Below are 26,279 nucleotides of genomic sequence, written 5' to 3'. Positions count from 1 at the left end.
AAGAGGTTTTACGACCTAATGGAGTTTTCATGGAATTGCGCCATCTGCGCTACTTCATCGCCGTCGCCGAAGAACTGCATTTCGGCCGCGCGGCACAGGTGTTGGGCATCTCCCAACCGCCATTGAGCCAGCAGATCCAGGTACTGGAACAAGAGGTCGGGGCGCGTCTGTTCGAGCGTACCAATCGTCGGGTCGAACTCAGCGAAGCTGGCCGGCTATTCCTCGAAGAGGCGCGGCTGGTACTGGCCCAGGTCGACAAAGCCGCCGATGTGGCCCGCCGCGCTCAACTGGGCGAGCTGGGGGAGTTGAAGATTGGCTTCACCTCATCGGCGCCGTTCAACTCAACCATCCCCCAAGCCATCTTTGCCTTTCGCCAGCGCTTCCCGGCCGTGCACCTGAACCTGCGGGAAATGAGCAGCACCCAGGTCGCCGATGCACTGGTGGACGAGTCGATCCAGGTCGGCATCATGCGGCCGTTGCCGCTGCCGGACTCGCTGGAGGTGGTCGAGCTGACCCGCGAGCCGCTGGTGGCGGTACTCAGTGCCAAGGACCCGTTATCGGTGGGCAGTGAGGAGGGCCTGTTTCTGTCGGCGCTGGCCCATGAACCGTTCGTGTTCTTTCCGCGCAGCTACGGCAGCGGCCTCTACGCGCAACTGCTGAGCCTGGCACGCGACGCTGGCTTCAGCCCGCACTTTGCCCAGGAAGCCGGCGAGGCCATGACCATCATTGGCCTGGTGGCGGCGGGGCTGGGAGTCTCGGTACTGCCGGCGTCCTACCAACGGATGCGCATCGACGGCGTGGTCTACCGACCGCTACTCGATCCCCTGGCCATGTCGGCGGTGTGGCTGGTACAGCGCAAGGACCAGAAGTCACCGATGGCCAAGGCGTTTGTCGAGCTACTGACGCGCAAGGTCGATGAGGCTTAGGCGGCGATATCGCAGGGAGCGGCAATCTCACATCAGCTCGCGGAAGCCGAAGTCGGCGCCGCGAAAGTTGAGGCAGTGGGCGATCTCCGTGAGCCCGCCCTTGCTCTGTACTAAGCCGAAACCTGCAACTGTAATCGTCGCCCGATGACATCCAACAAATCACATCCATCGCGCAATGAAGTCACTAGTACTCGCGCCAGTTCACTGTAAACGCCCTCGCTAGACGCGAAACTTTCCAACAGCTGAGTTGCAGTGCGGATGCGGTAGGCGGCTATTTCGTGCAAAACGTCTAGTGGTGCTTCAGTGTCGATCAGCAGCGATGCAATGGTGCACTCGATGCCGGTGACAGGCATATATCGATCCATGACAAAACCTCCATTGGGTAAAGAAGCCGATCACTTGTAACTGGAATTTTTAGGCACAGCCTCAGGTATTCCATCGGACCGTTCCAAGTTGTCCAGAACCCGATTTACCAGTAACTCACCCAACACGGCCAGTTGATTTATGGCCAACGCTACATTGCGGCGCGAGCCTTCCAGTTCGTAGGCCAGGTCGCTGCTCATGGCATCCAGGGAAGCGAGGGTTTCACTGGCGTGACAGAGCAGAGATTCGGTGTCGACATTGGGGATGATGGTGAAAACATGGCTGACAGGGTCAATGCGGCCAGGGTGGCGCAGGTGCGCGCTGACGGTGCGCCCGCTGAACTCGCAGATCTTTGACAGATCGACCGTATCGACAGAGGTGGCTCCTGGTGATGTCGATACATGGGGGGTGTTTGTTTTCATACCGGAGCTCCTTGCAAGGCTTATGAAAGCATTAGTCCCATGCTGGCAAACAGGATGGGTTAGTGGCTTCTAGATCTGATGTGCAAGAAGTAATACCAGAAAATTCAATTAAATTAATCAATTAAATTAACATCTGTGTAATTGAATGATTCAAATCTAGCTGTTAGTACGGCTATGCCGGTAGGCGCGGCTTTTCATCAGCTTGTTTGCGCTGAGCGTGCGTGTATCGACGTCTCCTATTTAGGTAGGAAGATTCCTTTTTGGTGTGTAGTTATAATTCGTTGAGTGGGGTGCTGTTGGAAAGTGGAAGTTGGGAGCATCATTTGACGACAGGGCGATGTGTTTGTAATAGTGGTTTTTGATCAGGGGGCTGAGAGGTGGGCGTGGTCTCACACAGAATAGCCTTCGGCGTCATTTGGAAAGGCCGTGCGGCTTGTTGAAACAATAAGTAATTGGTGGCTATTTGATGTATAAGAAAGAAAAAACCGAAAACTTAAAAAATAATATTAAATATCTCATAAAGAGCCGTGGAGAAACTCGGCTGTCTTTGTGCAATTCCAGCGGTTTAACCAGGACAACCATCTACAATATTCTGGAGGGGCGGGTAGTCAATGTACAACAGTCGACTATTCGCAAAATATCAGATTTTTTTGGGGTGTCTTACAAGGAGTTAGAAACTGTTGACTTTGAGGAAAAAGAAATAATAGAAAGCAGTGTGTCGTTGCGTGGGAATATGAATCCCGCGGCAGTGCCAATAATAAAAGAAAGCTTGCTGATTAAAAGTTTTGATAAAAGAATCGGTGAATTGATCATCTCTCATCCGTTGACATATTACTTTGGAGTGGCAAGTAATCTAATTGGTGTGCTTCTGGAGAGTGATATGGGAGAGGCAAACGAATCAGGAGATCTATTGATAGTGAAGAAAGGCGTGTCGAGTAGCAATGGCGAGAAACTAGTATACGACATAAAAACAGAGAGAATATCTGTCGTCAGAGGGTCAGATTTTGACTCGGATATTTTTTGTATTATAGGAGATATAGTAGAGGAGAGGTTTAATGGTTAGTGATTCGGAAGGTGGAAAGTACAAACTTTTGGGGTTTGAGAACAGTAAAGGGCTTGCTGTGATTATGGTCCTTTCTACGGGGAAAATTTTTAAGATAGAATTGGGTAATTTGTTGAAAAGTGATGTGTTGGATGATTTGAATAAGCGTGAAATAAAAGATGTTTATCGGAAATTTTATTCTGGAGGGACAGTATTGACGGCCTATGAAATAAGTGATCGCCATGAGCGGTCGTGGATGACTTATGTTGCGCTCAATCTAGCGCTGTTTGCGCTTTATATCTTTACTAATGTCGCCTCGGCAAAGCTTGTGTATTTAGAATATTTTGATGTCGTTGTTACTCCTGGTGTTTTCCTTTACCCTTTGACGTTTTTAATAGTTGATCTGTTGAATGAGTCTTATGGGCTTCGGCTGGCAAGGAGGGCAATATTGTTTGCTTTTGCAAGTAATGCCTTTATTCTTTTTCTGCTTGCTGCCACTAGCTATCTCCCAGGACTAGCTGGTTGGAAGCTTGATGTGCCCTATGGTGAAGTTATTGGTCATGTCTCGTCTGCATTAGTAGCGTCATCTGTTTCTTTCCTTTTTTCTGAATATGTAAATTCCTATCTGCTGTGTAAGATAAAGGAACTTACAAATTCCAGATTTTTGTTTTTACGTGTGTTTTTCAGTACTTTTTTTGCAGTGATAATAGATAGCTTCATTTTTTGCTTTATCGCATTTTACGGCTCTATGGATAATGGAGATATCTTAAAGATAATTTATATGCAGATAGCTATCAAAATGTGTTTTGCTGTTTTTAATGTATTGCCTGCCTATGGAGCAAGGTCATTGTTTAAAAGGTATGTCGCAGGTAGTCAGGTTACATAAAGAAGTGAGAGGAGTATTCCACTCCCGTAGTTCTTTTTTATCTATTGTAATTTTATTTTCAGACTGTTTTTGGTGTCCGTAGAGTTTTCCAAGAAAACCTTCAGTCCTGCTGCGCGAAGATTGCAGGCGTCGCAGTTGGCGCATTCACTCCCCTTGAGTCCGTTGTAGCAAGTCAGTGTGTGATGGCGAATCAAGTTTAACTGATTGTAATGATCGGCCAGTGCCCAGGTTTCTGCCTTGTTCAGCCACATAAGCGGGGTTTCAATGCGCAACTTATAGTCCATTCCAAGTTGGATGGGTTGATTTAGGGTCTTGACAAACTTGTCCCGGCAGTCTGGATAGCCAGAGAAGTCTGTTTCACAAATCCCTGTAATAACAGCTTCGGCATACACTTGATACGCATAGATAGATGCTAGGGTTAAGAATAAAATATTGCGTCCTGGGATGACGGTTTCTTCTCGGCTAGAAACACCTGAGTTTTACGCCATCAAGGTCGCGGTGCGTAAGGCGCTGGGTTTATGATGCGGTCGAATCTGGCGCAGGCAGGCGAGTTGCCATCTATTGTCCGAGACGCCATTCCGGGCAATACTGCACAGGTTCCCGCAAGGGGCTTGTGAGACTCTGAGGATCCTGGTCAACCAGCCATCGCAGAGCCAGGCAGGTAAAGGGCGATGACAAGCCGACCTGTTTATTAAGGAGCGCCGAAAGGCGCTCTTTGGCGTTTCTGGCCTTACATTCAGCGCTTGCAAATCAGTTTCGGGCGGAGAGTGTACTGGCCGTCAGCATTGCTGCCGAGTCCGACGAACTCGGCTTGGATACGGGCGCCTGCACCCATGCGTGTTCCAGTTCTTCGAACACCGGAATGCCGCCACCTTACCGATCACCAGACCGCCGCGCCCTTAATCGTAGGGGTGCAGGTATTTTGTATAAACTCTATCTAAGTGGTGTATAGGTAAATTTCTTACGTGGCAGTTGATTTTTATTAGTGATGGAGTTGTTTGTCTGTGCAGTTAAATGAACTTATGAGCTTGCTGTAGGAATGTTATCTTAATGGTGTGGGGGCTGTCTGAAAGTTATAGGGTTGCACTGGCTATAGGCAGGATTTGTTTGACTGCTGATCCCTATGCCGGCAATGATTAGAGCTTGGATATGTGACATATTTTTATGTTTTTTAGGAGTGGCTGCTTTAAATTCTTGTAAGAGGATGTGCGGCTGACTCAAAGGAGTGAAGGGCATGGCAAATCTCAGCTACATGACTATTTCCGGGAAAAAACAAGGTTTGATTTCTGCTGGCTGTTCCAGTCAGGACTCTATTGGGAATAAATGTCAGGCCAGCCATGAAGACGAAATTATGGTGCTGGCTTACTCTCATAATATGGCAGCCGGTAATGATGGAAGCACTTTTGGTGGCCGTGGGAAACATATGCCGGTCATCCTTACAAAAAACATTGATAAATCTACGCCGTTATTAGCTAGTGCTCTTCATGAAGGCGAAGAAATTGAGTGTAAAATCAATTTCTACCGCACTTCACCAGTTGGTGGTCACGAAAAATATTTTACTGTAACGCTAAGTGGTGGACGTGTTGCCAATATAAGTGTTCAGGTGCCGCATGCTATTCATATGGGTGACGCGCAGCCACAGGAACTTGTGGCCATCAGGTATCGGGAAATTGCCTGGGTGCATCACAAAGCAAGTACAAGTGCCTATAGCTCTTGGGACAACGAATATGAGTGATCAGCCATGTGATGTAAATGATGTAGCCAAAGCAGCTTCTGATCTAGTTGCATTAGGGTGTACGGTTGGCGCTACGAATTTCTATGATGGCACGACTCAGCTTCAGTTTGGCGCAATCATATCTAATTATGTGAATGAAATTATAAAGGATGTGAATGACGGGGTAATAAGTGCTTGGGATGGTGTACAAGAGATAAGGAGAGAACATGCCGATCTTGCTTCCAAGGCTCTTTTTTATGCTCAAAACGGAGTTGGGGTTGTTGCAGGTGCCATGCAGGTTGAAGTAGGAGTTGCCATTACGGGGGCTTCATATGGATTGGCAGCACCGCTCGGTGCATTTTTCGTCGCGCATGGAGTTAATAATATTTACGAAGGAGGGATGAATATTTATAACGGTCCTGCCGCCAAAACAGTACGGGGGCCTACTAGGCGCGCCTATGCATCATTTATGGGGGATGATTATAAGGGGGATGTAGCATATGGAACCATCGACTTGATTTTGTCTGCTGGCGGTATGATGCGACCAGTACGCAAGGTGGATTCTGTACAGCTTTTCAGGCGAGATCCACTGAATTACGAGTCGGCCTACCAGCAATCTGGTAAGTTGGCTTTGTTTTTTGAGGCGCTAGTTGATTCAATTACAATTAATTCTTTGGTTTCAAAGGACGGGTCGGAAATGGAAAGCAAATGGCGTGAGGAGCGACGGTGACTACCAAATCTTACGAAGTCTAGGAATATAAAAGCGCAAACTCGCGGTAACAATGATAGTGAACACAATGCCATTGACAATCCAATAAGTAGTGCCATTTAAGGGAAATATTTTTGTTATTCCCCACACAATAATCATTGTGTATCCCATGGAGCAGCCGATAACAACCAGGCCCAAACTTGCTAAGTATCTGATTGTATACATTATAGAAGTCCTTATCCGCAGATCATTGTGTTCAATATAACCTAAATTTACAAAATAAGTGTAACACTGAAACAAAAGACAGAGGATCTTACCCGGTCTACACTTGCCGCAATATGCTCTTTCCTGTGAGCGATATCGCGGCAACAGTATTTAACAGCTGGCCACCACTTGCACGATCCCTCTGGCGCTCGATTGCCAGCGAAACAATGGCCACCGTTATGCCGCTGGCAAGCCAGCTCCCGAGTGCATGGACCAGCGCTTGAAAATCAACGAAGTATTCACCCCGCCAAACGCAAAATTATTGTTCATCACGTACTGGTTGCACATCTGCCGGAACTCGCCACGCAGGTAGTCCAGCGCGCCGCACTGGGGATCGACGTGGTCGAGGTTGAAGGTGTGGGCGTATTCGTCGCTGTTGAGCATTTCAATGCTGAACCAGGACTCCAGGGCACCGCAGGCGCCCAGGGTGTGGCCCAGGAAACTCTTTTGCGAGCTGATGGGCATGCGGTTGCCGAACAGGCTGCTGGTGGCCAGGGTTTCGGCGATGTCACCCTGTTCGGTGGCGGTGCCGTGGCCGTTTACGTAGCCGATCGCTGCTGGCTCCAGGCCGGCGTCCTCTAGCGCCAACTCCATGGCCCGGCGCATGGTGCTCTGTTCTGGACGGGTGGTGTGTTGACCGTCGGCGTTGCTGCCGAAACCGACTACTTCGGCGTGGATATGCGCACCACGAGCCAGCGCGTGCTCAAGTTCTTCAAGCACCAGCATGCCGCCACCCTCACCGATCACCAGGCCGTCGCGCGCAGTGTCGTAGGGCCGTGGGCTGGATTGCGGCGCATCGTTTTTCAGGCTGGTGGCGTAGAGCGCGTCGAACACCATGGCCTCGGTCGGGCACAGCTCTTCGGCGCCGCCGGCGAGCATCAACGGCAAGCGTCCGAACTTGATCGCCTCATAGGCGTAGCCGATGCCCTGGCTGCCGCTGGTGCAAGCGCTGGACGTGGGGATCAGGCGCCCGGTGAGGCCGAAAAAGATGCTGATATTGGCTGCCGTGGTGTGCGGCATCATGCGCACGTAGGAGTTGGCGTTGAGCCCTTCGGCCACCGAGTTGAGCAGCATGTTGCCGAAGGCCTTGATCTCGTCGGTGCTGCCGGTGGATGAGCCGCAGGCCACACCCATGCGCCCGTCCTTGATCGACTCGTCACCTAGCAGGCCAGCGTCGGCCAGGGCCCGTTCGGCCGCGCCAACTGCCAGGCGGGACACCCGGCCCATGCTGCGCAGCTGTTTGCGGGTCCAGTGGACCGGCACCTTGAAGTCATCGATGGGGCCGGCCAGCCGGGTGTTCAGCTCGGTGAACCGATCCCACTCGTGCATGCGCCGGATGCCGCTGTGGTTGGCCTTGAAGTGGCCGGCGATGGTTGCCCAGTCGTTACCCAGGGAGGTGATGCCGGCCATGCCGGTGACGACGACGCGCTTCATCAACACAGGCCTCCATTGACGGCCAGTACCTGGCGGGTGATGTACGAGGCTTCCGCCGACATCAGGAAATTCACCGCGCCAGCCACTTCTTGTGGGGTGCCCAGGCGTTGTGCGGGGATCATTTTCATCAGTTCTTCCACCGGCACGTTGTCATCGAGCATGGCTGTGTCGATCAGGCCGGGTGCGACGCAGTTGACGGTGATTTTGCGCTTGCCCAGCTCGATCGCCAATGCTTTTGCCGCGCCGATCAGACCGGCCTTGGAGGCACTGTAGTTGACCTGCCCGCGATTGCCGATCAAGCCCGACACCGACGTAATGCAGACGATCCGGCCGGCGGCGCGGCGGCGGATCATCGGCATCATCACCGGGTGCAGTACGTTGTAGAAACCGTCGAGATTGGTGCGCATGACCTGGTCCCAATCTTCTTCGCTCAGGGCAGGGAATGCACCGTCGCGGGTCAGTCCGGCGTTGAGCACCACGCCGTAGTAGGCGCCATGGGCCTCGACATCGGCCTCCAGCACGGTTTTGCACCGGGCTCGGTCGGCGACGTCGAACTGCAGGACCCGGGCGCGCCGGCCGAGGGCCTCGATCTCGGCCTGGACCGCGTCGGCCTCGGCGCGACCGCTGCGGCAGTGGACCACGATGTCATGCCCGGCCTGCGCCAGGCGCAGGGCGATGGCGCGGCCGATGCCACGGCTGGAGCCGGTGACCAGTACGAATTCAGTCATCACTGGACTCCTTGGATTGATCGAGATATTGAGCCGCCTGGGGCGGTCGGAACACATTCAGACGAGCGCTGGCGTGAATGCCGGTGCCGTGGATATGGCATTCGAACACGCCCATGCCGTTGTCGTCTTCCAGGGAGCGGATTGCGTGGATGGTCAGTTCGGTGCCGGCCGGGAAATGCTCGACGTTGCATTCGAACTTGCGGGTACCGAGCAGGAACCCCAGCTCCACGGGATTGCCGCGGCGCCGGGCCTGGCAACCGGCAAAGGCGGCGACGCTCTGGGCCATCAGCTCGATGCCGACCCAGGCCGGCAGGCTACCGTCCGGATGGTTGAACAGGCCGTCTGGCTTGACCGTCAGTTGGGTGTGAATCTGTTCTTCGTCGAACCCCAGGACCCGGTCGATGAGGATCATGTCGCCAGCGTGGGGCAGCAGTTCGGCGAGCGGCCAGTCAATCATGGTGCGTCTCCGATAATCAGGCTGACGTTGTTGCCACCGAAGGCGAAGGAGTTGCTCATCAGGTAGCGCGGACCAATGGACGCCAGGCGATCGGTCGGCGTCACCCATTGCAGTGCTGGCAGCCCTGGGTCCGGCTGGCCGTCCCAGAGGTGAGGAGGCAGGACGCGGCCGGGGTTGTCCGCGCCCAGGCTCAGCCAGCAGAACGCTGCTTCCAGGGCGCCGGCGGCACCCAGGGTGTGGCCGGTCAGGGGCTTGGTCGAGGAGCACGGTACGCCGGCCGGGAACAGACTGGCCACGGCCTGGCTTTCCATCGCATCGTTGTGCTGGGTCGCGGTGCCGTGCAGGTTCAGGTAGCTGATTTGCCCGGGCTGCAGGCCGGCACGGTCGAGGGCCTTGTGCATCGCTTGCCGGGCGCCGCGACCGGAGGGCTCGGGGGCGGAAATATGGTGTGCATCGGAACTGGCGCCACCACCGAGCAGGGCCAGCGTCGGTTGCTCATTGGCACAGCGGGTCATCAGGAACAGTACCGCCGCCTCGCCGATGTTGATGCCATTGCGGTTCACGGAGAACGGATTGCAGCGTTGTTCGGACACCGCTTCCAGGGCCGAAAAACCGTTGAGCGTCAGCTTGCACAGGCTGTCGACGCCGCCGCACAGCACCGCGTCGCACAGGCCCTGGTCGAGCAGGCGTTGGGCGCTCAGCAGGGCGCGGGCGCTGGAGGTGCAGGCGGTGGAAATCACATAGGCCGGGCCGCGCAGTTGCAGCCAGTCGGCGAGGAAGTCCGCCGGGGCGCCCAGTTCCTGTTGCCGATAGTCATAATCAGCGGGGAATCGCCGGTCCCGCAGATAGGTGGCCAGGCCCTGGCTGGCTTCGTCGATCCCTGAGGTGCTGGTGCCCAGCACCACTGCGATGCGCTGCGCTCCGTAGCGCTGGATGACCTGGTCGATGTCGGCACGGATCTGCAGCGCCGCTTCCAGCAACAGCTGATTATTGCGACTGGCGTGCTGGCGCAGATGAGCGGGAATAGCTGCCAGTTCGCCCTGGACTGCCGCCACCGGCAGGGCGCGCTGTGGCACCCAGCCCGACTCGACACGCATCCCCGAGCCGTCCCCGGCGAACAGGTTGCGCGCGACTTCCTGCTGTCCGCGACCGAGGCTGCAGACCAGCCCGAGGGCGTTGAGGTAAGCCGTCATGGGGTGTCCCCGCGAAGTGGCGTGACCTGATAGGTCGGGCCCTTGGGCAGGCTGAGCTGAAAGTTCAGGGGCTGGGCATAACGTACGTCCCAGCGCGTGGGCAGCGAACGTTGCGCGCCATGCTGCCAGGCGCTGGGATAGTTGGCTTGCAACTGGTCTGGCGGCGTCAGGGCAAACAGTAACGCGGCGAACAGCTCCCGGGCTTGCGGGTTGGGCGGCAGCAGGCCGTCAGCCTGCCACTGACCGTTGACCAGTTTCTGGCGTGCCTGGGGGATACCCAGTAAGTCCATCATTGACCAGCGAATCCCGGGGTCTTCACGCTGGATCACCAGCACCCAATCCTGGCGTTGCTGGTCCTGCGATTGTTGCACGTGCAGTTGCAGCGGCAGCGCCAACGCCGGTTGCCCCGCGGGCAGAGGTGGTTGGCCGGCGCATGCGCTCAGCAGCAAGGCAGCGCCCAGCAGCATCAGGCGAGCGACAAGGTCACGCTGGCTCATGTGGCATCCCGGGCACAGAACTGCGAGATCATTTTCAGCCGGCGCCGGGCCTCGCTGACAAACGGATTGCGTTCGTCCCAGGCATAGCCGGCGAGGATCGCGCTGATCATGCGACGGATCTCCACGGTGCCGCCCTGGTGGTAGATCACATCCTGGAAGGTGCCGTTGTACCAGCCTTCGACATAGCAGCGGAAGGTGTCGACCCCGCGTTTGAGGGGCTCGGCGAACTCGCGTTGCCAATCGACGCTGTGCCCCTGTAGTTGGCGATCGAGGACCGCGGCGGCCATGCTCGCCGAGCGCATGGCGATGGTCACGCCGGAGGAAAACACCGGGTCGAGGAACTCCGCGGCATTGCCCAGCAGGGCAAACCCCGGCCCGTGCAAGGTCTTGACGTTGGCCGAGTAGCCGCCGATGGTCCGGGCCTCGGTGTCCCACACGGCGTTTTGCAGAACCTTGGCCAGGCTCGGGGTTTCGGCGATGAAGCCTTGCAGGCAGGCATCCAGGTCGGCGCTGCGCCCGGCGAAATGCTCGGCGGCCGCGACCACGCCCACCGAGCAGCGGCCATTGCTGAACGGGATGGTCCAGAACCAGATATCGCGTTGGGTCGGGTGGGTGGTAATGAGGATTTTTTCGCGCTCGAACGCCGGGCTGTCGATCCGGTCCTGCACGTGGGTGAACACTGCCTGGCGCAGCGGAAAGTTCGACGCCACTTCGAGGTCGAGCAAGCGCGGCAGCACGCGGCCGTAGCCACTGGCGTCGAGAATGAAGGCGGCTTGCACGGGGTACTGGCTGCCGTCCTCGCGCAGTACCTGCAGGAGGGGTTGCGGGCGCTCGACATCGACGCTGACGATGGCCTCGCCGTAGCGGATTTCCACCCCTTGCAAGGCGGCCTGGTCGGCCAGCAACTTGTCGAAGTCGGCGCGCTGCACCTGAAAGGTGGTCGGCTTGCCGGCGGTGAAGGTGTCACCAAAGTCGAAGGCGCTGTAGTGCTCGCCCCAGGCGAAGGCGGCGCCGTTCTTCAGCTGGAACCCGGCGGCGTTGACCGCATCGAGCATGCCGGCTTCTTCGACGAAGTCCAGGCAGTGACACAGCAGGCTCTCGCCGATGGAAAATCGCGGGAAATGCTGGCGTTCGATGACCAGCACATCGTGGCCCTTGCGCTTGAGCAGCGCGGCGGCAATCGCCCCCGAGGGGCCGGCGCCGATGATCACTACCTGACGCTGTTCTATTTCAACGGTTGGCACGTGGACTCCTTGCCGTAGCGGCGCTATTTCCGGGGGCGCGGTGCATGCCGAGCAAGGCCGGCAGTAGCGTCGCGACGAGACCCATCAGCATCAGCGCGAAGTACAGCGCGCCACTGATGAGCTGTTGTTGCAGCAGCAGGTTGAGAAAGACGATCTCGCTCAACCCGCGAATATTCAGCAGCACAGATTCGCGCCAACGGCTGGCACCTGCAAAGGATAGTCCGGCCCAGCCCAGGCCCAGCCAGTTGCCGAGCAATTTGCTGGCGATCGGCAACAGCAGCAAGGCCAGCAATTGACCCCAGCCCAGGCTGTCGAGGGCGCTGTGCACGTCGATCTGCACAATGCCGAAGGTCAGGATCAGCGGGATGGCGATCCAGGTCTGCACACGGTTCATCCACACCGCCGGCAGGGGCAGCACCAGCGCGATTTTCATGGTGGCCATCAACAGCAGGTAGCCGATGCCGAGAATCAGGGCGTTGAGCTTGTAGTGCTCGGCCACTACCAGCAACAGGAAAAACCCGGCGCTGTAGATCAGCGGCTGGCGCAGCCCGAGCAGGCGCAGGAGCAGCGGCGTGCACGCGCCGGCCAACGGCAGCAACAGGCTGCTCAGGTGCAGGCTGCCCTGGGCTACGGCGAACAGGGTCCAGCAGGTCAAGTCGATGAGGATCGCCGTTTGCACCAGGCGTCGGGTCGCAGCCGCGGGATAGCCGATGTGGCGCAGGTACAGGTACAGCACCGGGATCGCGGTGATCGCGAACAGCAGGCCGACCGCCAGGGAACTGATCCAGGGTTGCGCTGGCAGCAGCCAGATGGCCGTGGCCAGGCCGCAGGCGAAGGGCAGGCAAAAGCTCGGCAGGGCGATTTTCAGGCTCTGGCGGTCCAGGCGCAGGTCGATCACGTCGCTGAGGATATGCCCCAGCAGTAAGGCAAAACCCAGGCTGTAGAGGTTTTTCAGCCACCCGGGGCCAATCAGTTCGGCACCCGTGAGCTGCCAGCCCGGCTCGATCCAGAAGTACATCAGCAACGGCAGGCCAAAGGTGGCCAGCAGCAACTGGCTGACGATCGGAATCAGGCCCAGGTGTCGGCCGAGGTAGGTGGCCGCGGCGAACAGCGCCAGGGCCAGGAGCCAGAACAGGGCAATCAGCATGCTTGCGGCTCCCGGCGTGGCGCCGTGTGGGCCTGGCTTCCCGCCCACGGTGCGAGGATGAAGCTGAACACCAGCCCCAGGCTCACCGCCAGGCCGAAGTTGCTCACCGCCGAGGTGCTAGACACCGCCAGCAGGCCGAACGACAGCCAGGTGGTCAGCGCCGCCAGCAGGGTGCCGAGCAGGCTCACCGCCGCGCCACCCACCTGTTCGCGCATCAGGATCGCATAGTCGACGCTGATCGCCGTTACCAGCAGCAGGCCGAACAGGCTGAACAGGGTCAAGGGTTGCCCCAGCCAGCCCAGGCTGGCCAGGCTGCACAAGGCGGCCAGCAACGGCAGGAGGACGATGCGCAGGGCGCCGCCCAGGCCAAAGGGCAGAATCAGCACCAGCACGATCAGCACGCAGGAAGCGAGCTTCAACTCGGCGGCGCTGATTTGCGTGGCGGCGAATACCTGGTTCAGGTCGCCGAGGCGATCCACCAGCACCACGCCGGGCAAGTCCTGGGTCTGCACCCGCAGTAATGCTGGGTCGTTCAAGCCTTGCAGGCTGACCATGGCCGCTACGCCCTCGGCGTTTGGGCCCAGCCAGAGGGTGCGGTAGGGTTCAGCCAGCGGTCCCAGCAGCGCGGCATCGATATCCTGCAGCGGCAGCGCCTGCAACGCCGCCAGTTCTGCCTGCAGCGCCTCGTTCGAGATGCCGAGGGCCAGCAAGGGCTGCCAGTGCTGGGGCAGCTTGGCCAACGCCTCGCGCACCTGCTGCTGCACGCTGGGGGCACTGACCAGTTGATCGAGCGCGAGGAAACCCTGGAGTTTTTCCAGGTTGACCAGTTGTTCCAGGCGTTCGCTCAAGGCGCTCTGGCGCTCGAGCAATTGTTCCTGGTTGGCGGCCCGCACCAGGAAAAACTGACTGGTGGGCTGAAAGCCGGTGATCTGCGCGATGGTCCGCGCCTCTTCGGTGAGTTGCGCGGGCGCTCCGACCCATTGGCGAATGTCGTTGCGCGTGTGCAGTTGCAACAGGCCACCGACACAGAAGGCGAGCAGCAGCGCGAGCAACACGGGGGTGCGCAGGTGTTTGAGCAGGGCTTCGCGCAGGTTCAGCAGTCCTTCGCAGATCCGCAGCGGCCACTGCGCCGGGTTCAACTCCAGGCCCTTGAGCAGCGCCGGCAGCAGGCACACCGCCGACAGATAGGCGCCGAGCAGTCCGGCGGCCGAGAACACGGCGATCTGGGTCAGGGCCGGGAAGGGTGTCCAGGCCAGGGCCAGGTAGCCAATGCAACTGGTGAGCAGGCTCAGGGTCAGCCCCGGCAAGGTCAGGCGCAAGGCCGGCCAGCTGCGCCAGGGTTTCAGGCTCCAGCTCTTGGACAGGTAATGCAGTGGGTAATCCACCGCCACCCCGATCAGGCTGGAACCCAGGACCAGGGTCATCACATGCATGTGGCCAAACAGCGCGACACAGGCCACCGCGCCAAACAACATGCCCACCAGCACCGGGACGAACGCCAGCAGCACCCGCCAGCGGCGGAAAGCCAGCAACAGCAGGAGCAAGATCCCCAGGGTGGCGCCGCCGCCGACCCAGGTCATCTCCCGGGTCGCCTGCTGCTGACCGGCAGCGGCATACAGCAGGCCGCTGGCCGCGAGCAGTTGCACGTCAGCCTTGGCGGCCTGCTCGCGGCTGCGTTCGAGCAGCTCGGCCACTTGCAGCGGCAGTTGCATGTCGAAGGCATTACCGGTGGTGCGGGCCCGCAGCAGGACCCAGCTCTTGCCGTTGGCGTCGGCAATCAATGCGCCACTGCCGATGTCCAGCTGCACCACGCCGCGCTGCGGTTGGCTGTTCTGGATACGCCCGGTCAGGCCCAGCCAGTCGTCCTGGCTGGGCACCAGGCTAAAGCTGCTGAAGGGGTCGAACAGGGCTTGCAGGCGTTGCTGGATAAAGGCGTCCGGCTGTTCCAGCAATTGTTGCCGGTCGGTCTTCGACAGCATGGCCAGGCGACCTGACAGCAGTTGGCTGCGCAGGGCCGGCAGATCGGCTTGCAGATCCCACTGGACCTTTTCGAACAGACCGCTGGCCTGCCATTGAGCGCCGAGGGTCTGCGCCATCTGGATGGCCTGACTGCGCTGCTGATGGCCGACCAGCACCAGCATTTCCCGGTTCAGCGGTTCTTGCATGCGCTGTTCGGCACGCAGTTCCAGCGCGTCAGGAGTGGTGCCGGGCGCCAGTTCCATGAGGTTGGCCGACAAGGGCGCACCGTCGCGCCATTGCCAGGCGCCGAGCGCGAGCACGCCCAGCAGCAGGCCCAGGAACAGCCAGGGCAGCCTGCGTTCACTGGGCAAAGTCATGTTGCTCCGCGTCACTGAGAGGTTGATTGGCGGTGCTGTCCTGCATGCGCAGCAGGGTGCTGTCGCCCTGGGTTTCGAGCAGTTCGATGCGCTGTACCAGTTCACCGCCGTCGATGTTGATTTGCTGGAATACCTGCTTGAGCAGCAGCGAGCGCGGGGTCAGGGTCAGGTGCCAGCGCTGTGCATCGCCACTGAGCGCCAGTTCGAAATCACGCTGCAGGCCGCTGCTGTCACCTTGCAGCACCGCGAGGAACAAACGGTTCTGCTCGGCACCGGCGCTTTTGCCCGGCAGCATCTGCCAGCCGTTGGCGTCACGCCGGGCGATGCCCTGGGCGGTGATGCGGTAATCCTGCTGCAGCGGAGTCTTGAGCAACCAGAGCAAGCCGTGATCCTTGGCCAGCACGAAGCTGCCCTGGCTGGTCAGCGGCTGGGGCAGGGCGCGCAGGTGTTTTTCCTGAATGAACTGGCCGTGGATTACCGTGGGTTTGGCGAGTTGAGTGCTGAGCTGTTGCAGGTCGAATGCCTGTGCGCTGAAGCTCAGTAATACCCCCATTCCGGTAGGAGCGAGCTTGCTCGCGAAGAACCTGAGGACGCGTCGCAATACCAGGCGTGCAGCGTTATCGTTGATGACTTTCGCGAGCGAGCTCGCTCCTACAGGGGGGGTGTGCATCATTCGAGGGCTCTCGTGACGGCATCGGTGAACACGTTGGGCGAAGCCAGTTGCATCTCGCGGCTGGCCAGGTCGACGGCGACCTGCACCGTGCAGGCACGGGTCAGGCGCTCGCCGCTGGCGAGGTCGCTGATCAGGTAGCTGATCTTCAGACGGTTTTCCCACTCCACCAGGCTGGCGCGCACATTCAGCCGCTGGCCGAACACGGCGCCGCGCACGTAGCGCAACTGCAGGTCGATCACCGGCCAGGCGTAGCCAGATTCCTGCATGGCCTTGTAGTTGTGGCCCAGGCTGTCGAGCAGGGCGCAGCGGGCGATCTCCAGGTACTTCACGTAATGGCCATGCCAGACCACGTGCATGCTGTCGACGTCAAAGAACGGCACGAGGATCTCGGTGTCGTGGTGCAGCACTCCCTTGCTACGCATGCAGCCTCCAGTGTTGTTCGCCGATTCGTTGCAGGCACAGGCGCAACTCGCCTTCCAGGGCACGGTCTTCGATCACCGGGGCAAAGTCCTTGGCCAACTCCGCGTGCATGGCCGCCAATGCTGGCGGCAAGGGCCGGGCATCGGCTGCCTGGCCGCGTAGCCACACCCCTTGCTGGGCGGCCAGCAAGGTGGCGGCAGCGACTTGCTCGGTCAGTTCCAGCACGCGGATCGCGTCGCGGGCGGCAATGGTGCCCATGCTCACCTTGTCCTGGTTGTGGCATTCGGTGGAACGCGAGAACACGCTGGCCGGCATGGTGTTTTTCAACGCTTCGGCGGTCCAGGCGCTGGTGCCGATCTGCACCGCCTTGAAGCCGTGGTTGAGCATGGCCCGCTCGGCGCTGGCGCCTGACAGGTTGCTCGGTAAACCATGGTTGTAGCGTTCGTCCACCAGCAAGGCGAGCTGGCGGTCGAGCAGGTCGGCGACGTTGGCCACCAGGTTCTTCAGGCTGTCCATGGCGAAGGCGATGTGCCCACCGTAAAAGTGCCCGCCGTGCAGCACGCGCTCGGCTTCGGCATCGATGATCGGATTGTCGTTGGCGCTATTGAGTTCAATCTCGATGAACGAGCGCAGCCAGTTCAGGCTGTCCGCCAGTACGCCCAGCACATGGGGCGCGCAGCGCAGCGAGTAGCGGTCTTGCAAGCGATGCAGGGGCGCGGTGGGCGCATCGATCGCCAGGTCCTTGCGCAGCCAGGCGGCGACCTGCATCTGCCCTGGGTGGGGCTTGGCGGCGAACAGGCGCTCGTCGAAGTGTTCTGGGTTGCCTTGCAGGGCGACCACATTCATCGCGGTGATGCGCGTGGCCAGTTGCAGCAGGTAGTCGGCGCGGGCGAAGGCCAGGCAGGCCAGGCCGGTCATCACGGCGGTGCCGTTCATCAGCGCCAGGGCTTCCTTGGGGCGCAGTACCAGCGGTGCCCAGCCGAGCTCGCGGTGAACCTCGGCCGAGGTGCGGCGCTCACCGCGCCACAGCACCTCACGCTCCCCAGACAGGGTTGCGGCCACGTAGGACAGTGGCGTCAGGTCACCGCTGGCGCCCACCGAACCTTCCTGGGGGATCAGCGGCAGGATGTCCTGGTCGAGGAACGCCTGCAGGCGCTCCAGCAGTTCCACGCGAACCCCGGAGACGCCATGGCACAGCGACTGCAAGCGTGCGGCAAGTACGGCGCGGGTGGCCTGGGCATCAAGCAACTGGCCCAGGCCACAGCCGTGAAAGGTGTACAGGTGGCGGGGCAGGGCCTCGACGTGATGCAGCGGAACCGCCACCACGCAGGAGTCGCCGTAACCGGTGGTCACGCCATAGATCACGCCTTCCTTGTCCAGCAACGAATCGAGAAACCGCGCGCCCTTGGTGATGCGCTCGCGGTAGGCGCTGTCGCTTTGCAGCCGCGCAGGGGCCTGGCGGTTAGCCAGGGCCAGCACGTCCTCGATGCGCAAGGGGAGTTCGCCGAAGGTTACCGGCTCAAGCGTGGGCGTCGTCATCGGCTTTCCAGAAAGGGTAGAAGTTGAACCATTGTTGGGGCGCTTGCAGGCAATAGTGACTCAGGCGTTCGGCATAACGGGAAGCCCACTGATGAATGACCTGCTCGCGCTCGCTGCGTTTCCACAGTATCGCCTCGGCGAAGGGTTCGAGGGTCAGTCGGTAGTGGCCCGCGGGTTGCTTCAGGCACAGCAGCAGATTGACCGGGCATTTCAGCAAGCCGGCCAGCAACCACGGGCCTTGCGGGAACGCCGCCGGATGGCCGAGGAAGTCCACGGTCACGCTGCGCCCGCCGTGCAGGGGCACCCGATCACCGGCGATCGCCAACCATTCGCCACGCTCCAGGCGCTCGTGCAGCTGCAGCATGGTCAGTGGGTCCAGCTCGCTGACCTGGATCAGCCGCAGGTTGGTCGCCCCGGCTTCCCCCAGCAAGCGGTTGAACTGCTCGGCGTGCTTGGTGTGCACCAGCACGTTCATGGTGACCCGCTCGCCGATCTCCGCCAGTGCGCGGCACACCTCGAGATTGCCCAGGTGGGCGCCCACCAGCAGTTGCCCGCGGGCACCGCGCAGTTGATTGCGCAGCAGGGCCGGGTCGATGATCTCGATCTGCTCGATGCTCAGCTTGCCGTTCCAGACGTCGAGCTTGTCGAGCATCGAGTCGGCAAAGGCCATGAACTGGCCAAACACCCGCCAATGGCTGGGGCGCAAGTCGTCGCGAGCGCTCCAGTCGGCCAGGCGCTGCTGGTACTGCCAGGCGCTCTGGCGGGCATTACGGCCAAACAGGAAAAAGTACAGGACGATGCCGTACAGCAGCGGGCTCAATGCGCGTCGGCCCAGTAACCTGGCGGCGCCGGCGGTGAATTTCATCAACCAGAAACTGCCGCGTTCCTCGCGGTCGGCCCAGTGCTTGTTATCGGCGTTGCCGCTCATCGGCGCCACCGCCGCCAGAGCAGTGCGGGCGAGCGCAGCAGCATGCCGAAGAACAATCGGGTGTGCATGCGCGTAATCAGCACGTTGTCGTGGAACAGGCGAAAGTGCGAAACGCCGTCCAGCGGGTAGTGCACCCGGGTTTGCAGCCACAGCATGGGCTGGTTGCGCCAGGCCAGGCGTACCAGGATGTCGGAGTCGAAGTCCATGCGCCGGCCGATGTTGGCCGAGTCGATCAGGGCCAGGGTCGGTGGCAGCGGATAAACCCGATAACCACACATGGAGTCGCGAATCTGCAACGACAGGGTGTTGATCCAGACCATCACGTGCGTCAGGTAGCGCGCGTACAGGCGGCCTTTGGGCACGCTGGCGTCGTACAGTGGGTAACCGCAGACCAGCGCCTCGGGGTGGGCTTTGGAGCAGGCGATAAACCGCGTGGCATCCTGCAGGTCATGCTGGCCGTCGGCGTCCACCTGCAGGGCATGGCTGAAGCCTAGGCGCGCGGCTTCGCGCAGGCCGTGCATCACCGCGCCACCCTTGCCCTGGTTGACGCCCAGGCGCAACACAAACACCTTGGGCCGTTGGCCGAGGGCATCCAGTACCGCGGCGCAGGCCGGGCTGCTGGCATCGTCCACCAGGATGCACGGCAAATCGGCGGCCAGCAGGGCCTCGACCACCCGGGTAATGGCGGTTTCGTGGTTGTAGACCGGGATCACCGCGCAAGGGTTATGCATCAATTGCGCTCTCGAGCAGGATCCGCCCACTGGAGCAGGTGGCGGTGGCATTGCGGTAGGTGAAGTACAGCTTGCCGCGTGTTGCGTCGAAGCGCAGGTGCAGCTGGATTTCATCGCCCGGGCGCACCAGTTGCTGGAACTTGAGCACTTCCATACCGGCAAACTTTTGCGGCAGGTTCATCAACTGCAGGCCCAGCTTCAAGGCCCAGTCCACCTGCACCACGCCCGGCAACACCGGCGCGAGAGGGAAGTGACCGCTGAAGTAGGCCAGGTCCGGGGGCACGGCCAGTTGCAGGCTCCACTGACCTTCGTCTTCACTCTGCTCCAGCACCTCGGGGGCCTTGGGGCGCGGCGCCAGGAGCAGGGCATCGATGGTTTTCTGCGGGAGTTTGCCCTGGGCATTCATCGGCAGTTGTCGCAGCAAGCGCCAGCGGCGGGGCAGTGCCAGGGCTTCGCAATGCTGGTTGAGGTGTTCACGCAGGACCTGGGTCAGGTTGCGCCGACCAATATTGCGCAAGGCATGCAGGCCCGTTTCGCTGAGCACCAGCACTGCGCCGAGCGAGGCACGGTTTTCCTGGACCACGCCCAGGCGGGCTTCGGCGACCCAGTCATGGGTCACCAGGGCTTGCTCGAGCATGGGCAGGGAAATGCGTTTTTCTTCCAGTTTGACGATCCGGTCCAGGCGCCCAAGCAGTTCGAAGCGCCCGTGCGCGTCGATGCGGGCGGCATCGGCACTGTGTTCGACATGACCGGGCGGCAGGTAGGGCGAGGCGATCAGCAAGGCGCCGTCGCTGTCCTGGCGCAGCTGGACGCCGGCAAAGGGCTGCCAGGGTTCGTGTCCCTGGCGCCAGGCAATGCCACCGGTTTCCGAGCTGCCGAGGATTTCCGTTGGCCATTGCTGCAGTCGGTCGTGAAGACTTTGCGCGGCTTCGCCCGGCAGCGCGCCACCGGAAGAAAACACCCGGCGCACCGCACTCAGGGCCGGCCAGTCGAGGTTGTCGCCCATGCGCTTGAGCAGGGCCGGGCTGGCGACCCAGGCAAAGGCCGGATGTTCGCGACTGGCGCGCTGCAGGTCTTCGGGAAACGCCAGTTGTTTGCGCACGAACGGGCGCCCGGCACACAACGGCCACAGGACGCGGAACAACAGGCCGTAGATATGTTGCGTGGCGACGCTGCCAATCAGGCAGGCGTCGCCCAGGTCGGCGCCCCACAACTGCTCGAGAGCCTCGACTTCGTTGGCCAGTTGGCGCAAGGACTTGTCGATGCGCTTGGGTTCACCGCTGGAGCCGGAGGTGCACAGGCTCAATTGGCAGCGATCGAGATCCAGGGTGGCGGGCGCCAGTGGCGGGTCACGCAAATCGTCGAGACAGGCATCACCCGGCTGGTCGCTCAGCCACAGCTCGACTTCACTGCTCCAGCGTTGACGGGTCTGGGCTTGCAGGTCGGCAGGCAGCAGTACGCTGACCCCGGCGCGCCAGGCGCCGAGCAGGGCGATGGCCAGGTCGGCGGCGTCTTCCAGGTGCACGGCAATACGCTGCACGCCGCGGGCCTGCAGGCCGGCAGCCAGGCTCAGCGCCTGCTCGCACAGGCGTGCGTGGTCGAGCGCAGGGCCGCTGGTCACGGCCCGCTGTGTTTGAGTCTTGAGCAACAGGTGCTCAAGTTTTATCCAGTTCATGGGTGGCCTCGTACCCGTTGTCGTATGAGCCACTCGATGGCAAACATCAGACCGATCAAAACGTAGGAAATCAGCCCGGTGTACAGCGCCCACCAACTCAGCGGTGCCCACAGGGTCAGGGCAGCAGCACACAGGCCGTTGCACAGGAAAAACAGGCACCAGGCAATCGTCACATGGCGGGTATAGCTAATGGCCTTTTGTGGCAACTGCGGCTCGCGCAGGCGCGCCAGGCGCTCGACCATCGGTGGGCCGTACTTCAGGCTCGCGCCGAACAGCCCCAGCAACAGGCCGCTGATCAGCACCGGGTACCAACGCAGCAGGCCCGGGCTGTCGAGTAACGCCAGCATCAGGCAAAACAGCAGCACTGCGCCGGCCATCAGCACGTCGCCAGGGCGTCGTTTGCCGGTCACGGCCCTGGCCAGCCACAGGCTGCCCAGCAGCAGGGCGAATTGCCACGGGGCGAAGTGCGCCATGCCGTAATACACCGCAAAGGGGTACAACAGGCCCGTGAGCAACAGGCCAAGGCCGATCACTGGGCTCATGCTGCCGGTTGAACCAGACGATAGACCGCCTCGACCACATCGCTGACAGTGCGCACCGACTTGAACTCTTCGGCGGCGATTTTCTTGCCGGTCTGGCGCTTGATGTGGTCGATCAGGTCGACGGCATCGATGCTGTCGATCTCCAGGTCCTGGTACAGGTGGGATTCAAGACTCACGCGCGCCGGATCCAGTTCAAAGAGTTCGACCAGGGCATCGCGCAAGGTGTTGAAAATATCGTCACGAGTTTGCATGGTCCGGTCTCAAGCTGCCTGTTTTGCCGTGACGAACGCCGCAAGGCTCGCCACATTGATGAAGTGGTTGCGGGTGTCCTTGGCGTCGGCATCGATCTTGATGCCGTACTTTTTCTGGATCGCCAGGCCCAGCTCCAGGGCATCCACGGAGTCCAGGCCCAGGCCTTCGCCGAAGAGCGTCTGCTCATCGCCAATGTCATCGACACCGATATCCTCCAGGCCCAGGGAATCGATGATCAGCAGTTTTATCTCACGGTGCAGTTCGCTCATCTTCGGCGAGCTCCTTAATATAGTAATGATGCAAGTAGTCGTTGAGCTTGCGCGAGGCCTGCGGCGCAGGCCCCATCGCGGCGAAGGCTTGTGGGTCTATATCGGCCCCCACGCGGAAACTGAAGTGCACGCGGCGCTTGGGGATCCGGTACCAGGGTTCGGCTTTGGTCAGGGTGGTCGGGCTGACCTTGATTATCACCGGGGTGAGGATGCTCGCACCCCGCAGGGCAATGGCCGCCCCTCCACGATGGAAGGCCGGTGGCTGGCCGGGCTGGGTGCGTGTGCCTTCCGGGAAGATAATCAGGGTTTGCCCGCTCCTGAGCGCGTCGGCGGCGGCATCGAGCATGTCCATGCTGCCGTCGTTGCTGATGTATTCAGTGCAGCGTAGCGGACTGCGGGTAAAGGGGTTCTCCCAAAGGCTTTGCTTGACCACGCAATTGGCGTGGCGCACCAGGCCGATCAGAAACACCACGTCGATCAGCGACGGGTGATTGGCCATGATCATCTGTCCCGGACGGCCGAGGCGTTCTGCGCCCTGGATGTCGTAGGTCAGCACGCCGGTACGGGCCATGAACCGCACAAACAGCCAGAATAGCCGGCTGACCGTCGCGCGTGCCCGCCGCCTGTGGGTCGGGGCATCTGCGGGCAAGCAACCGAGTACCGGAAAAACCACCAGCCGCAGGCACAGCCCGCCCAACCCGAACAGGGCAAAGCTGGCAGCCGTCGCCAGCAGGCGCCAGTAGTAGGCGTCGCGGGTTTTTTCGGTCACGGATTGCGTTGCCAGGTCCATACACGATTTTTCCAGGCATGTTGGCAAGAAGTCTCCTGGCCGAGGAGCACAGGTAACAGATTCAGCGCGTGGGGCCAGTGGGCTTTGGACAACGGATCCGCTGCGCTGTTCAGGGACAGCTGCCAGTCTTTACCGGGGGTCAGCAGCAAGCCGACGGCATAGGGAAACGGCACGTCGTCGATCCACGGCGAGTAGGCCTGGGGGGGCTGATCTTCGGTCACCACCAGCAGCACTGCCGGTGCACCCTCGTCGAGCAGGGCCGCAGCTTCCAGCACGCCATGTTCGAGGCCGTCACCGGCGGCGGCCAGGGCGGTCATTTCGCTGGTTTCCCCGCGCATGATCGACCACAGTCCGATGATCGCATTGTGCACTGACAGGCTGAACTGGGTAGGCGACAGCGGCTGCTCGGTCGCCAGGTCGCTGAGGATCTCGAAGGTGCGCGGGGTTTCACCATGACGGGACACGAACACCAATGGCAGGTGCTCGCGACCTTCGGCCAGCGGCCAGCCGACGCTGAAGGCCATGCGGGCCAGGCGGCTCAGGCGGCGGCGCTGCATGGCTGGAAGAAAGGATACGTCGGGAGCCTCATCGCTGGCCGGGAGTACCACCGGTTGGCGGCTCCAGGCTTGCCAGTCGTCCACGCTTACGAGCCCAGGGGCCCAGGCGCGCCATTGGGCGATGCTGAATGTGATCACTGAATTCTTCCCGCCCCTGCGGGCTTCCTTGACGCGGTAAGTCGTTTCGATTGGCGACTGACCTGGCGTGGCACGGCGGCCGAGTGTCGCGCATTATCCCGGTGCTGTTGGCTTGTAGCAAATGCTGGTTACATTTTGTTCAGTAGATGATGGGCGTTCTCAAGTAATCGGCGGCGGGGCAGTTCTGCGGGTTTCGCCGGGAAAATCTGCCAGCCACTTCTTCAGTCATTGGAAGATCGCGCTGGTTAACTCGAAGAGATTGCAGCTGACTCTGTAGTCTGTTTGCCGCCAAGGTAGCTAAGCGGCATCGAGGCCTACTACACTCGGTCATTCTTTGATACACGGAGGTTTTGCAATGCGGCGCGTGGTGTTCAATCAGAAAGGTGGCGTGGGCAAATCCAGTATCGCCTGCAATCTGGCGGCGGTCAGCGCCAGCGAGGGCTATCGCACCCTGCTGGTGGATCTCGATGCCCAGGCCAATTCCACTCAATACCTCACCGGGCTGACCGGCAATGACATTCCGATGGGGATTGCCGACTTCTTCAAGCAGACCCTGTCGTCCGGGCCGTTCTCGAAGAAGAACCGGGTGGATATCTATGAAACCCCGTTCGACAACCTGCACGTGATCACCGCCACGGCTGAACTGGCCGACCTGCAGCCTAAGCTTGAGGCGAAGCACAAGATCAACAAGCTGCGCAAATTGCTCGACGAACTGGCCGAAGACTACGACAGGATCTACCTCGACACCCCGCCAGCCCTGAACTTTTATGCGGTTTCAGCGTTGATCGCCGCCGATCGCGTGTTGATTCCCTTTGATTGCGACAGTTTTTCCCGGCAGGCGCTGTACGGCCTGCTGGCGGAGATCGAAGAATTGAAGGAAGACCACAACGAAGGCCTGGAGGTCGAAGGCATCGTGGTCAACCAATTCCAGGCGCGGGCCAGCCTGCCGCAGCAGATGCTCGATGAGCTGATTGCCGAAGGCCTGCCCGTGTTGCCGGTGTACCTGGGCAGTTCGGTGCGCATGCGTGAATCCCACCAGGCCAATACGCCGCTGATCCACCTTGATCCACGGCACAAGCTGACCCAGCAATTCGTTGAGCTGCACAATCTGCTGGAAAACGCCTGACTCTAGCTGTCAACACAGAACCACTGTGGGAGCGAGCCTGCTCGCGAAAGCGGTGTATCAGGCGACATCTTTATTGAATGTCAGTCCGCTATCGCGAGCAGGCTCGCTCCCACAGGGTCTGTGTTGTTTCAGATGCCTTGGCTGCGCAGCCAGGCCATCAACTGCGGTAACGGGAACGCCCCGCTCTGCCGGGCGATTTCCCGGCCGTTCTTGAACAGGATCAGGCTCGGAATCGAGCGAATCCCCAGCTGCGCCGACAACTGCTGGTTTGCTTCGCTGTCCAGCTTGGCCAGCCGGCACTTGCCCGCCAGTTGTCCGGCCGCCTGCTCGAACACCGGTGCAAACGACTTGCACGGCCCGCACCAGTCCGCCCAGACGTCTACCAGCAGCGGCAGATCGCCCTTGATCTGGCTGGCGTAGTCGCCTTGCTTCAATTCAAACGGCTTGCTCAGCAGGACTTCGGCCTTGCAGCGCCCGCATTTTGGATGGTCGTCGAGGCGCTCGGCAGGGATGCGGTTGAGGCCGTTGCAAGCAGGGCAGGGAATGAGGCTTGGGGACGTCATGATTAGTTCTCGGAAGGCAATCTATGAAGAAGATCTGGTGGCGGAATCTGGTTTATCAAGAAGGCAGTTTGTAGGGCATTACCTTCTTCAGATAAAGATAAACCCTACATGCATTGGCGTATGAGCTGACTTCCCGCTCAATATCAGGCTGTTAGTCTGACGCTTTGCGTGCGGCTCTGTGGTCGGCGTTTCAAACTGAAGGGATCTAACAATCATGAGTAACACAAATGAGTCGGCTTCGGTCGCCGAGTCAACTACTTACAATGATGTAAACATGAGTTGCGGGCATTGCAGTTCGTTGTTGACACCTTCGTATCAGCAGGCGTTTGAACTGATCGAGCTACACCCGATCTCTTGCGATCAATGCGGTTCGGAACTTCTGCTTGAGGAAGGTGACCGTCAGGTGCTGGACAAGAAGCTACAAACAGCCGCCCGCGTGGGAAAGATGGCCTTGCTGATTATGTTGCCTTATTTCTTGATCGGTATGGTTGCAAGCCTCTACGCGGCAGACCCTGAAGTTTCAGGTTTGTTTGTGGCGATCGGCTTTGGATTAGCGTTCATTATCAAGAGTGCCGCTACGGTTAATATTGATCGCGACTTTGTGCTTTTCAAGCACGGTAAGCGGCCTGAGCCGGCTCAGGCCGATTGATGCAACGAGTTTTTGGCTCGCATTCCGAGCTTGGAAGATTGCTTTAGCATTTTGCCTAGATGTTT

The 26,279-nt window shown here is 59.9% G+C and carries 29 protein-coding genes and 1 pseudogene; 7 read left to right on the top strand and 23 right to left on the bottom strand.

Translation table 11 applies throughout. The features are described 5' to 3' along the window. Window positions 1-29 precede the first annotated feature (29 nt). On the top strand, window positions 30-926 hold the full coding sequence (locus tag CKW24_RS09170; protein ID WP_095167227.1) for a LysR family transcriptional regulator: 897 nt from the start codon (window positions 30-32) through the stop codon (window positions 924-926). Window positions 927-1,036: 110 nt separating this feature from the next. Here the strand turns inward: CKW24_RS09170 and CKW24_RS09165 are convergent, their stop codons facing one another. Together CKW24_RS09165 and CKW24_RS09160 are read right to left on the bottom strand one after the other, a co-directional pair. Then, a complete protein-coding gene (locus CKW24_RS09165) occupies window positions 1,037-1,291 on the bottom strand; it encodes a hypothetical protein (protein WP_095167225.1) in 255 nt (84 codons plus the stop codon). A gap of 30 nt (window positions 1,292-1,321) precedes the next feature. Beyond that, window positions 1,322-1,711 carry a DUF6124 family protein gene (locus CKW24_RS09160; RefSeq protein ID WP_095167223.1) on the bottom strand — a complete coding sequence of 130 codons (390 nt, stop codon included), beginning with the start codon at window positions 1,709-1,711 and terminating at the stop codon, window positions 1,322-1,324. 466 nt (window positions 1,712-2,177) lie between these two features. Here CKW24_RS09160 and CKW24_RS09155 point away from each other — a divergent pair, with 466 nt between their 5' ends. Both CKW24_RS09155 and CKW24_RS09150 read left to right on the top strand, forming a co-directional pair. Beyond that, a complete protein-coding gene (locus tag CKW24_RS09155; RefSeq protein ID WP_095167221.1) occupies window positions 2,178-2,774 on the top strand; it encodes a helix-turn-helix transcriptional regulator in 597 nt (198 codons plus the stop codon). Beyond that, complete coding sequence (locus tag CKW24_RS09150; RefSeq protein WP_095167220.1) at window positions 2,767-3,639, top strand: queuosine precursor transporter; 873 nt, start codon at window positions 2,767-2,769, stop codon at window positions 3,637-3,639. The genes CKW24_RS09155 and CKW24_RS09150 overlap by 8 nt, the downstream gene beginning before the upstream one ends. Before the next feature lie 41 nt (window positions 3,640-3,680). On the opposite strand, the pseudogene queC reads toward CKW24_RS09150, so the two are convergent. Next, window positions 3,681-4,118, bottom strand: a pseudogene (gene queC, locus CKW24_RS09145) (7-cyano-7-deazaguanine synthase QueC); the annotation flags it as partial. Between the two features lie 755 nt (window positions 4,119-4,873). Between queC and CKW24_RS09140 the strand changes: the two are divergent. After that, a complete protein-coding gene (locus tag CKW24_RS09140; protein ID WP_095167216.1) occupies window positions 4,874-5,374 on the top strand; it encodes an Hcp family type VI secretion system effector in 501 nt (166 codons plus the stop codon). Continuing rightward, complete coding sequence (locus CKW24_RS09135) at window positions 5,367-6,083, top strand: DUF4225 domain-containing protein (RefSeq protein ID WP_095167214.1); 717 nt, start codon at window positions 5,367-5,369, stop codon at window positions 6,081-6,083. Before CKW24_RS09140 ends, CKW24_RS09135 begins: the two co-directional genes overlap by 8 nt. Window positions 6,084-6,503: 420 nt before the next feature. On the opposite strand, the gene CKW24_RS09125 is transcribed toward CKW24_RS09135, so the two are convergent. Genes CKW24_RS09125 through CKW24_RS09035 form a run of 19 tightly spaced genes read right to left on the bottom strand, consistent with a single transcriptional unit; the run spans window position 6,504 to window position 23,876 of the window. Continuing rightward, the gene (locus CKW24_RS09125) at window positions 6,504-7,760 is read right to left on the bottom strand and encodes a beta-ketoacyl-ACP synthase (RefSeq protein ID WP_095167211.1); all 1,257 of its coding nucleotides are present in this window, start codon (window positions 7,758-7,760) and stop codon (window positions 6,504-6,506) included. Then, on the bottom strand, window positions 7,760-8,488 hold the full coding sequence (gene fabG, locus CKW24_RS09120; RefSeq protein ID WP_095167209.1) for a 3-oxoacyl-ACP reductase FabG: 729 nt from the start codon (window positions 8,486-8,488) through the stop codon (window positions 7,760-7,762). Before fabG ends, CKW24_RS09125 begins: the two co-directional genes overlap by 1 nt. Next, the gene (locus CKW24_RS09115) at window positions 8,481-8,945 is read right to left on the bottom strand and encodes a hotdog family protein (RefSeq protein WP_095167208.1); all 465 of its coding nucleotides are present in this window, start codon (window positions 8,943-8,945) and stop codon (window positions 8,481-8,483) included. Before CKW24_RS09115 ends, fabG begins: the two co-directional genes overlap by 8 nt. Beyond that, window positions 8,942-10,138 (bottom strand): beta-ketoacyl-[acyl-carrier-protein] synthase family protein, encoded by a 1,197-nt coding sequence (locus CKW24_RS09110; protein ID WP_095167207.1) that lies wholly within the window; start codon window positions 10,136-10,138, stop codon window positions 8,942-8,944. The genes CKW24_RS09115 and CKW24_RS09110 overlap by 4 nt, the downstream gene beginning before the upstream one ends. Continuing rightward, on the bottom strand, window positions 10,135-10,635 hold the full coding sequence (locus tag CKW24_RS09105) for a hypothetical protein (RefSeq protein ID WP_095167205.1): 501 nt from the start codon (window positions 10,633-10,635) through the stop codon (window positions 10,135-10,137). Before CKW24_RS09105 ends, CKW24_RS09110 begins: the two co-directional genes overlap by 4 nt. Further along, window positions 10,632-11,879 carry an NAD(P)/FAD-dependent oxidoreductase gene (locus CKW24_RS09100; protein WP_095167203.1) on the bottom strand — a complete coding sequence of 416 codons (1,248 nt, stop codon included), beginning with the start codon at window positions 11,877-11,879 and terminating at the stop codon, window positions 10,632-10,634. The genes CKW24_RS09105 and CKW24_RS09100 overlap by 4 nt, the downstream gene beginning before the upstream one ends. Beyond that, window positions 11,866-13,026, bottom strand: coding sequence for a sodium:proton antiporter (locus tag CKW24_RS09095; protein ID WP_095167201.1), 1,161 nt, complete (start codon window positions 13,024-13,026; stop codon window positions 11,866-11,868). The genes CKW24_RS09100 and CKW24_RS09095 overlap by 14 nt, the downstream gene beginning before the upstream one ends. Further along, the gene (locus CKW24_RS09090; RefSeq protein WP_095167199.1) at window positions 13,020-15,362 is read right to left on the bottom strand and encodes an MMPL family transporter; all 2,343 of its coding nucleotides are present in this window, start codon (window positions 15,360-15,362) and stop codon (window positions 13,020-13,022) included. Before CKW24_RS09090 ends, CKW24_RS09095 begins: the two co-directional genes overlap by 7 nt. Beyond that, a complete protein-coding gene (locus CKW24_RS09085; protein WP_095167515.1) occupies window positions 15,346-16,032 on the bottom strand; it encodes an outer membrane lipoprotein carrier protein LolA in 687 nt (228 codons plus the stop codon). Before CKW24_RS09085 ends, CKW24_RS09090 begins: the two co-directional genes overlap by 17 nt. Next, on the bottom strand, window positions 16,032-16,457 hold the full coding sequence (locus CKW24_RS09080; RefSeq protein WP_095167197.1) for a thioesterase family protein: 426 nt from the start codon (window positions 16,455-16,457) through the stop codon (window positions 16,032-16,034). The genes CKW24_RS09085 and CKW24_RS09080 overlap by 1 nt, the downstream gene beginning before the upstream one ends. Further along, on the bottom strand, window positions 16,450-17,994 hold the full coding sequence (gene hutH, locus CKW24_RS09075; protein ID WP_095167195.1) for a histidine ammonia-lyase: 1,545 nt from the start codon (window positions 17,992-17,994) through the stop codon (window positions 16,450-16,452). Before hutH ends, CKW24_RS09080 begins: the two co-directional genes overlap by 8 nt. Continuing rightward, window positions 17,975-18,922: a glycosyl transferase gene (locus CKW24_RS09070; RefSeq protein ID WP_095167193.1), complete on the bottom strand. Its 948-nt coding sequence runs from the start codon at window positions 18,920-18,922 to the stop codon at window positions 17,975-17,977. The genes hutH and CKW24_RS09070 overlap by 20 nt, the downstream gene beginning before the upstream one ends. Continuing rightward, entirely contained in the window at window positions 18,919-19,653 is a 735-nt protein-coding gene (locus CKW24_RS09065; RefSeq protein WP_095167191.1) for a glycosyltransferase family 2 protein, read from the bottom strand. The genes CKW24_RS09070 and CKW24_RS09065 overlap by 4 nt, the downstream gene beginning before the upstream one ends. After that, complete coding sequence (locus CKW24_RS09060; protein ID WP_095167189.1) at window positions 19,646-21,328, bottom strand: acyl-CoA synthetase family protein; 1,683 nt, start codon at window positions 21,326-21,328, stop codon at window positions 19,646-19,648. The genes CKW24_RS09065 and CKW24_RS09060 overlap by 8 nt, the downstream gene beginning before the upstream one ends. Further along, complete coding sequence (locus CKW24_RS09055; RefSeq protein WP_095167187.1) at window positions 21,325-21,870, bottom strand: hypothetical protein; 546 nt, start codon at window positions 21,868-21,870, stop codon at window positions 21,325-21,327. Before CKW24_RS09055 ends, CKW24_RS09060 begins: the two co-directional genes overlap by 4 nt. Beyond that, a complete protein-coding gene (locus CKW24_RS09050; RefSeq protein ID WP_095167185.1) occupies window positions 21,867-22,121 on the bottom strand; it encodes an acyl carrier protein in 255 nt (84 codons plus the stop codon). The genes CKW24_RS09055 and CKW24_RS09050 overlap by 4 nt, the downstream gene beginning before the upstream one ends. 9 nt (window positions 22,122-22,130) lie before the next feature. Then, complete coding sequence (locus tag CKW24_RS09045) at window positions 22,131-22,391, bottom strand: phosphopantetheine-binding protein (protein ID WP_095167183.1); 261 nt, start codon at window positions 22,389-22,391, stop codon at window positions 22,131-22,133. Next, entirely contained in the window at window positions 22,372-23,181 is an 810-nt protein-coding gene (locus CKW24_RS09040; RefSeq protein WP_095167181.1) for a 1-acyl-sn-glycerol-3-phosphate acyltransferase, read from the bottom strand. Before CKW24_RS09040 ends, CKW24_RS09045 begins: the two co-directional genes overlap by 20 nt. Beyond that, on the bottom strand, window positions 23,157-23,876 hold the full coding sequence (locus tag CKW24_RS09035; protein ID WP_095167179.1) for a beta-ketoacyl synthase chain length factor: 720 nt from the start codon (window positions 23,874-23,876) through the stop codon (window positions 23,157-23,159). Before CKW24_RS09035 ends, CKW24_RS09040 begins: the two co-directional genes overlap by 25 nt. Window positions 23,877-24,231: 355 nt before the next feature. Between CKW24_RS09035 and CKW24_RS09030 the strand changes: the two genes are divergently transcribed. Next, window positions 24,232-25,002 carry a ParA family protein gene (locus CKW24_RS09030; protein WP_095167177.1) on the top strand — a complete coding sequence of 257 codons (771 nt, stop codon included), beginning with the start codon at window positions 24,232-24,234 and terminating at the stop codon, window positions 25,000-25,002. A gap of 128 nt (window positions 25,003-25,130) precedes the next feature. Here CKW24_RS09030 and trxC read toward each other — a convergent pair whose 3' ends face one another. Further along, entirely contained in the window at window positions 25,131-25,565 is a 435-nt protein-coding gene (gene trxC / locus CKW24_RS09025; protein ID WP_095167175.1) for a thioredoxin TrxC, read from the bottom strand. Window positions 25,566-25,779: 214 nt separating this feature from the next. On the opposite strand from trxC, the gene CKW24_RS09020 reads away from it, so the two are divergent. Further along, window positions 25,780-26,214: a hypothetical protein gene (locus tag CKW24_RS09020; protein WP_143501166.1), complete on the top strand. Its 435-nt coding sequence runs from the start codon at window positions 25,780-25,782 to the stop codon at window positions 26,212-26,214. Window positions 26,215-26,279: the final 65 nt, after the last annotated feature.

The organism is Pseudomonas sp. Irchel 3H3 (genome assembly GCF_900187635.1).
In the GTDB taxonomy this organism is placed as follows: domain Bacteria; phylum Pseudomonadota; class Gammaproteobacteria; order Pseudomonadales; family Pseudomonadaceae; genus Aquipseudomonas.
Note: the sequence above shows the minus strand (reverse complement) of the source record. Positions and strands in the feature narration are given on the sequence as shown.

Excerpts from the sequence above, each read along its gene's own strand:
- CKW24_RS09020 (WP_143501166.1), top strand. The coding sequence starts at position 25,780 with ATGAGTAACACAAATGAGTCGGCTTCGGTCGCCGAGTCAACTACTTAC.
- CKW24_RS09170 (WP_095167227.1), top strand. The coding sequence starts at position 30 with ATGGAATTGCGCCATCTGCGCTACTTCATCGCCGTCGCCGAAGAACTG.
- CKW24_RS09115 (WP_095167208.1), bottom strand. The coding sequence starts at position 8,945 with ATGATTGACTGGCCGCTCGCCGAACTGCTGCCCCACGCTGGCGACATG.
- fabG (WP_095167209.1), bottom strand. The coding sequence starts at position 8,488 with ATGACTGAATTCGTACTGGTCACCGGCTCCAGCCGTGGCATCGGCCGC.
- CKW24_RS09050 (WP_095167185.1), bottom strand. The coding sequence starts at position 22,121 with ATGCAAACTCGTGACGATATTTTCAACACCTTGCGCGATGCCCTGGTC.
- CKW24_RS09135 (WP_095167214.1), top strand. The coding sequence starts at position 5,367 with ATGAGTGATCAGCCATGTGATGTAAATGATGTAGCCAAAGCAGCTTCT.
- CKW24_RS09065 (WP_095167191.1), bottom strand. The coding sequence starts at position 19,653 with ATGCATAACCCTTGCGCGGTGATCCCGGTCTACAACCACGAAACCGCC.
- CKW24_RS09160 (WP_095167223.1), bottom strand. The coding sequence starts at position 1,711 with ATGAAAACAAACACCCCCCATGTATCGACATCACCAGGAGCCACCTCT.
- CKW24_RS09110 (WP_095167207.1), bottom strand. The coding sequence starts at position 10,138 with ATGACGGCTTACCTCAACGCCCTCGGGCTGGTCTGCAGCCTCGGTCGC.
- CKW24_RS09060 (WP_095167189.1), bottom strand. The coding sequence starts at position 21,328 with ATGAACTGGATAAAACTTGAGCACCTGTTGCTCAAGACTCAAACACAG.
- CKW24_RS09085 (WP_095167515.1), bottom strand. The coding sequence starts at position 16,032 with ATGCACACCCCCCCTGTAGGAGCGAGCTCGCTCGCGAAAGTCATCAAC.
- hutH (WP_095167195.1), bottom strand. The coding sequence starts at position 17,994 with ATGACGACGCCCACGCTTGAGCCGGTAACCTTCGGCGAACTCCCCTTG.
- CKW24_RS09155 (WP_095167221.1), top strand. The coding sequence starts at position 2,178 with ATGTATAAGAAAGAAAAAACCGAAAACTTAAAAAATAATATTAAATAT.
- CKW24_RS09140 (WP_095167216.1), top strand. The coding sequence starts at position 4,874 with ATGGCAAATCTCAGCTACATGACTATTTCCGGGAAAAAACAAGGTTTG.
- CKW24_RS09105 (WP_095167205.1), bottom strand. The coding sequence starts at position 10,635 with ATGAGCCAGCGTGACCTTGTCGCTCGCCTGATGCTGCTGGGCGCTGCC.
- CKW24_RS09070 (WP_095167193.1), bottom strand. The coding sequence starts at position 18,922 with ATGAGCGGCAACGCCGATAACAAGCACTGGGCCGACCGCGAGGAACGC.
- trxC (WP_095167175.1), bottom strand. The coding sequence starts at position 25,565 with ATGACGTCCCCAAGCCTCATTCCCTGCCCTGCTTGCAACGGCCTCAAC.
- CKW24_RS09080 (WP_095167197.1), bottom strand. The coding sequence starts at position 16,457 with ATGCGTAGCAAGGGAGTGCTGCACCACGACACCGAGATCCTCGTGCCG.
- CKW24_RS09125 (WP_095167211.1), bottom strand. The coding sequence starts at position 7,760 with ATGAAGCGCGTCGTCGTCACCGGCATGGCCGGCATCACCTCCCTGGGT.
- CKW24_RS09045 (WP_095167183.1), bottom strand. The coding sequence starts at position 22,391 with ATGAGCGAACTGCACCGTGAGATAAAACTGCTGATCATCGATTCCCTG.
- CKW24_RS09150 (WP_095167220.1), top strand. The coding sequence starts at position 2,767 with ATGGTTAGTGATTCGGAAGGTGGAAAGTACAAACTTTTGGGGTTTGAG.
- CKW24_RS09030 (WP_095167177.1), top strand. The coding sequence starts at position 24,232 with ATGCGGCGCGTGGTGTTCAATCAGAAAGGTGGCGTGGGCAAATCCAGT.
- CKW24_RS09040 (WP_095167181.1), bottom strand. The coding sequence starts at position 23,181 with ATGGACCTGGCAACGCAATCCGTGACCGAAAAAACCCGCGACGCCTAC.
- CKW24_RS09090 (WP_095167199.1), bottom strand. The coding sequence starts at position 15,362 with ATGACTTTGCCCAGTGAACGCAGGCTGCCCTGGCTGTTCCTGGGCCTG.
- CKW24_RS09095 (WP_095167201.1), bottom strand. The coding sequence starts at position 13,026 with ATGCTGATTGCCCTGTTCTGGCTCCTGGCCCTGGCGCTGTTCGCCGCG.
- CKW24_RS09055 (WP_095167187.1), bottom strand. The coding sequence starts at position 21,870 with ATGAGCCCAGTGATCGGCCTTGGCCTGTTGCTCACGGGCCTGTTGTAC.
- CKW24_RS09165 (WP_095167225.1), bottom strand. The coding sequence starts at position 1,291 with ATGGATCGATATATGCCTGTCACCGGCATCGAGTGCACCATTGCATCG.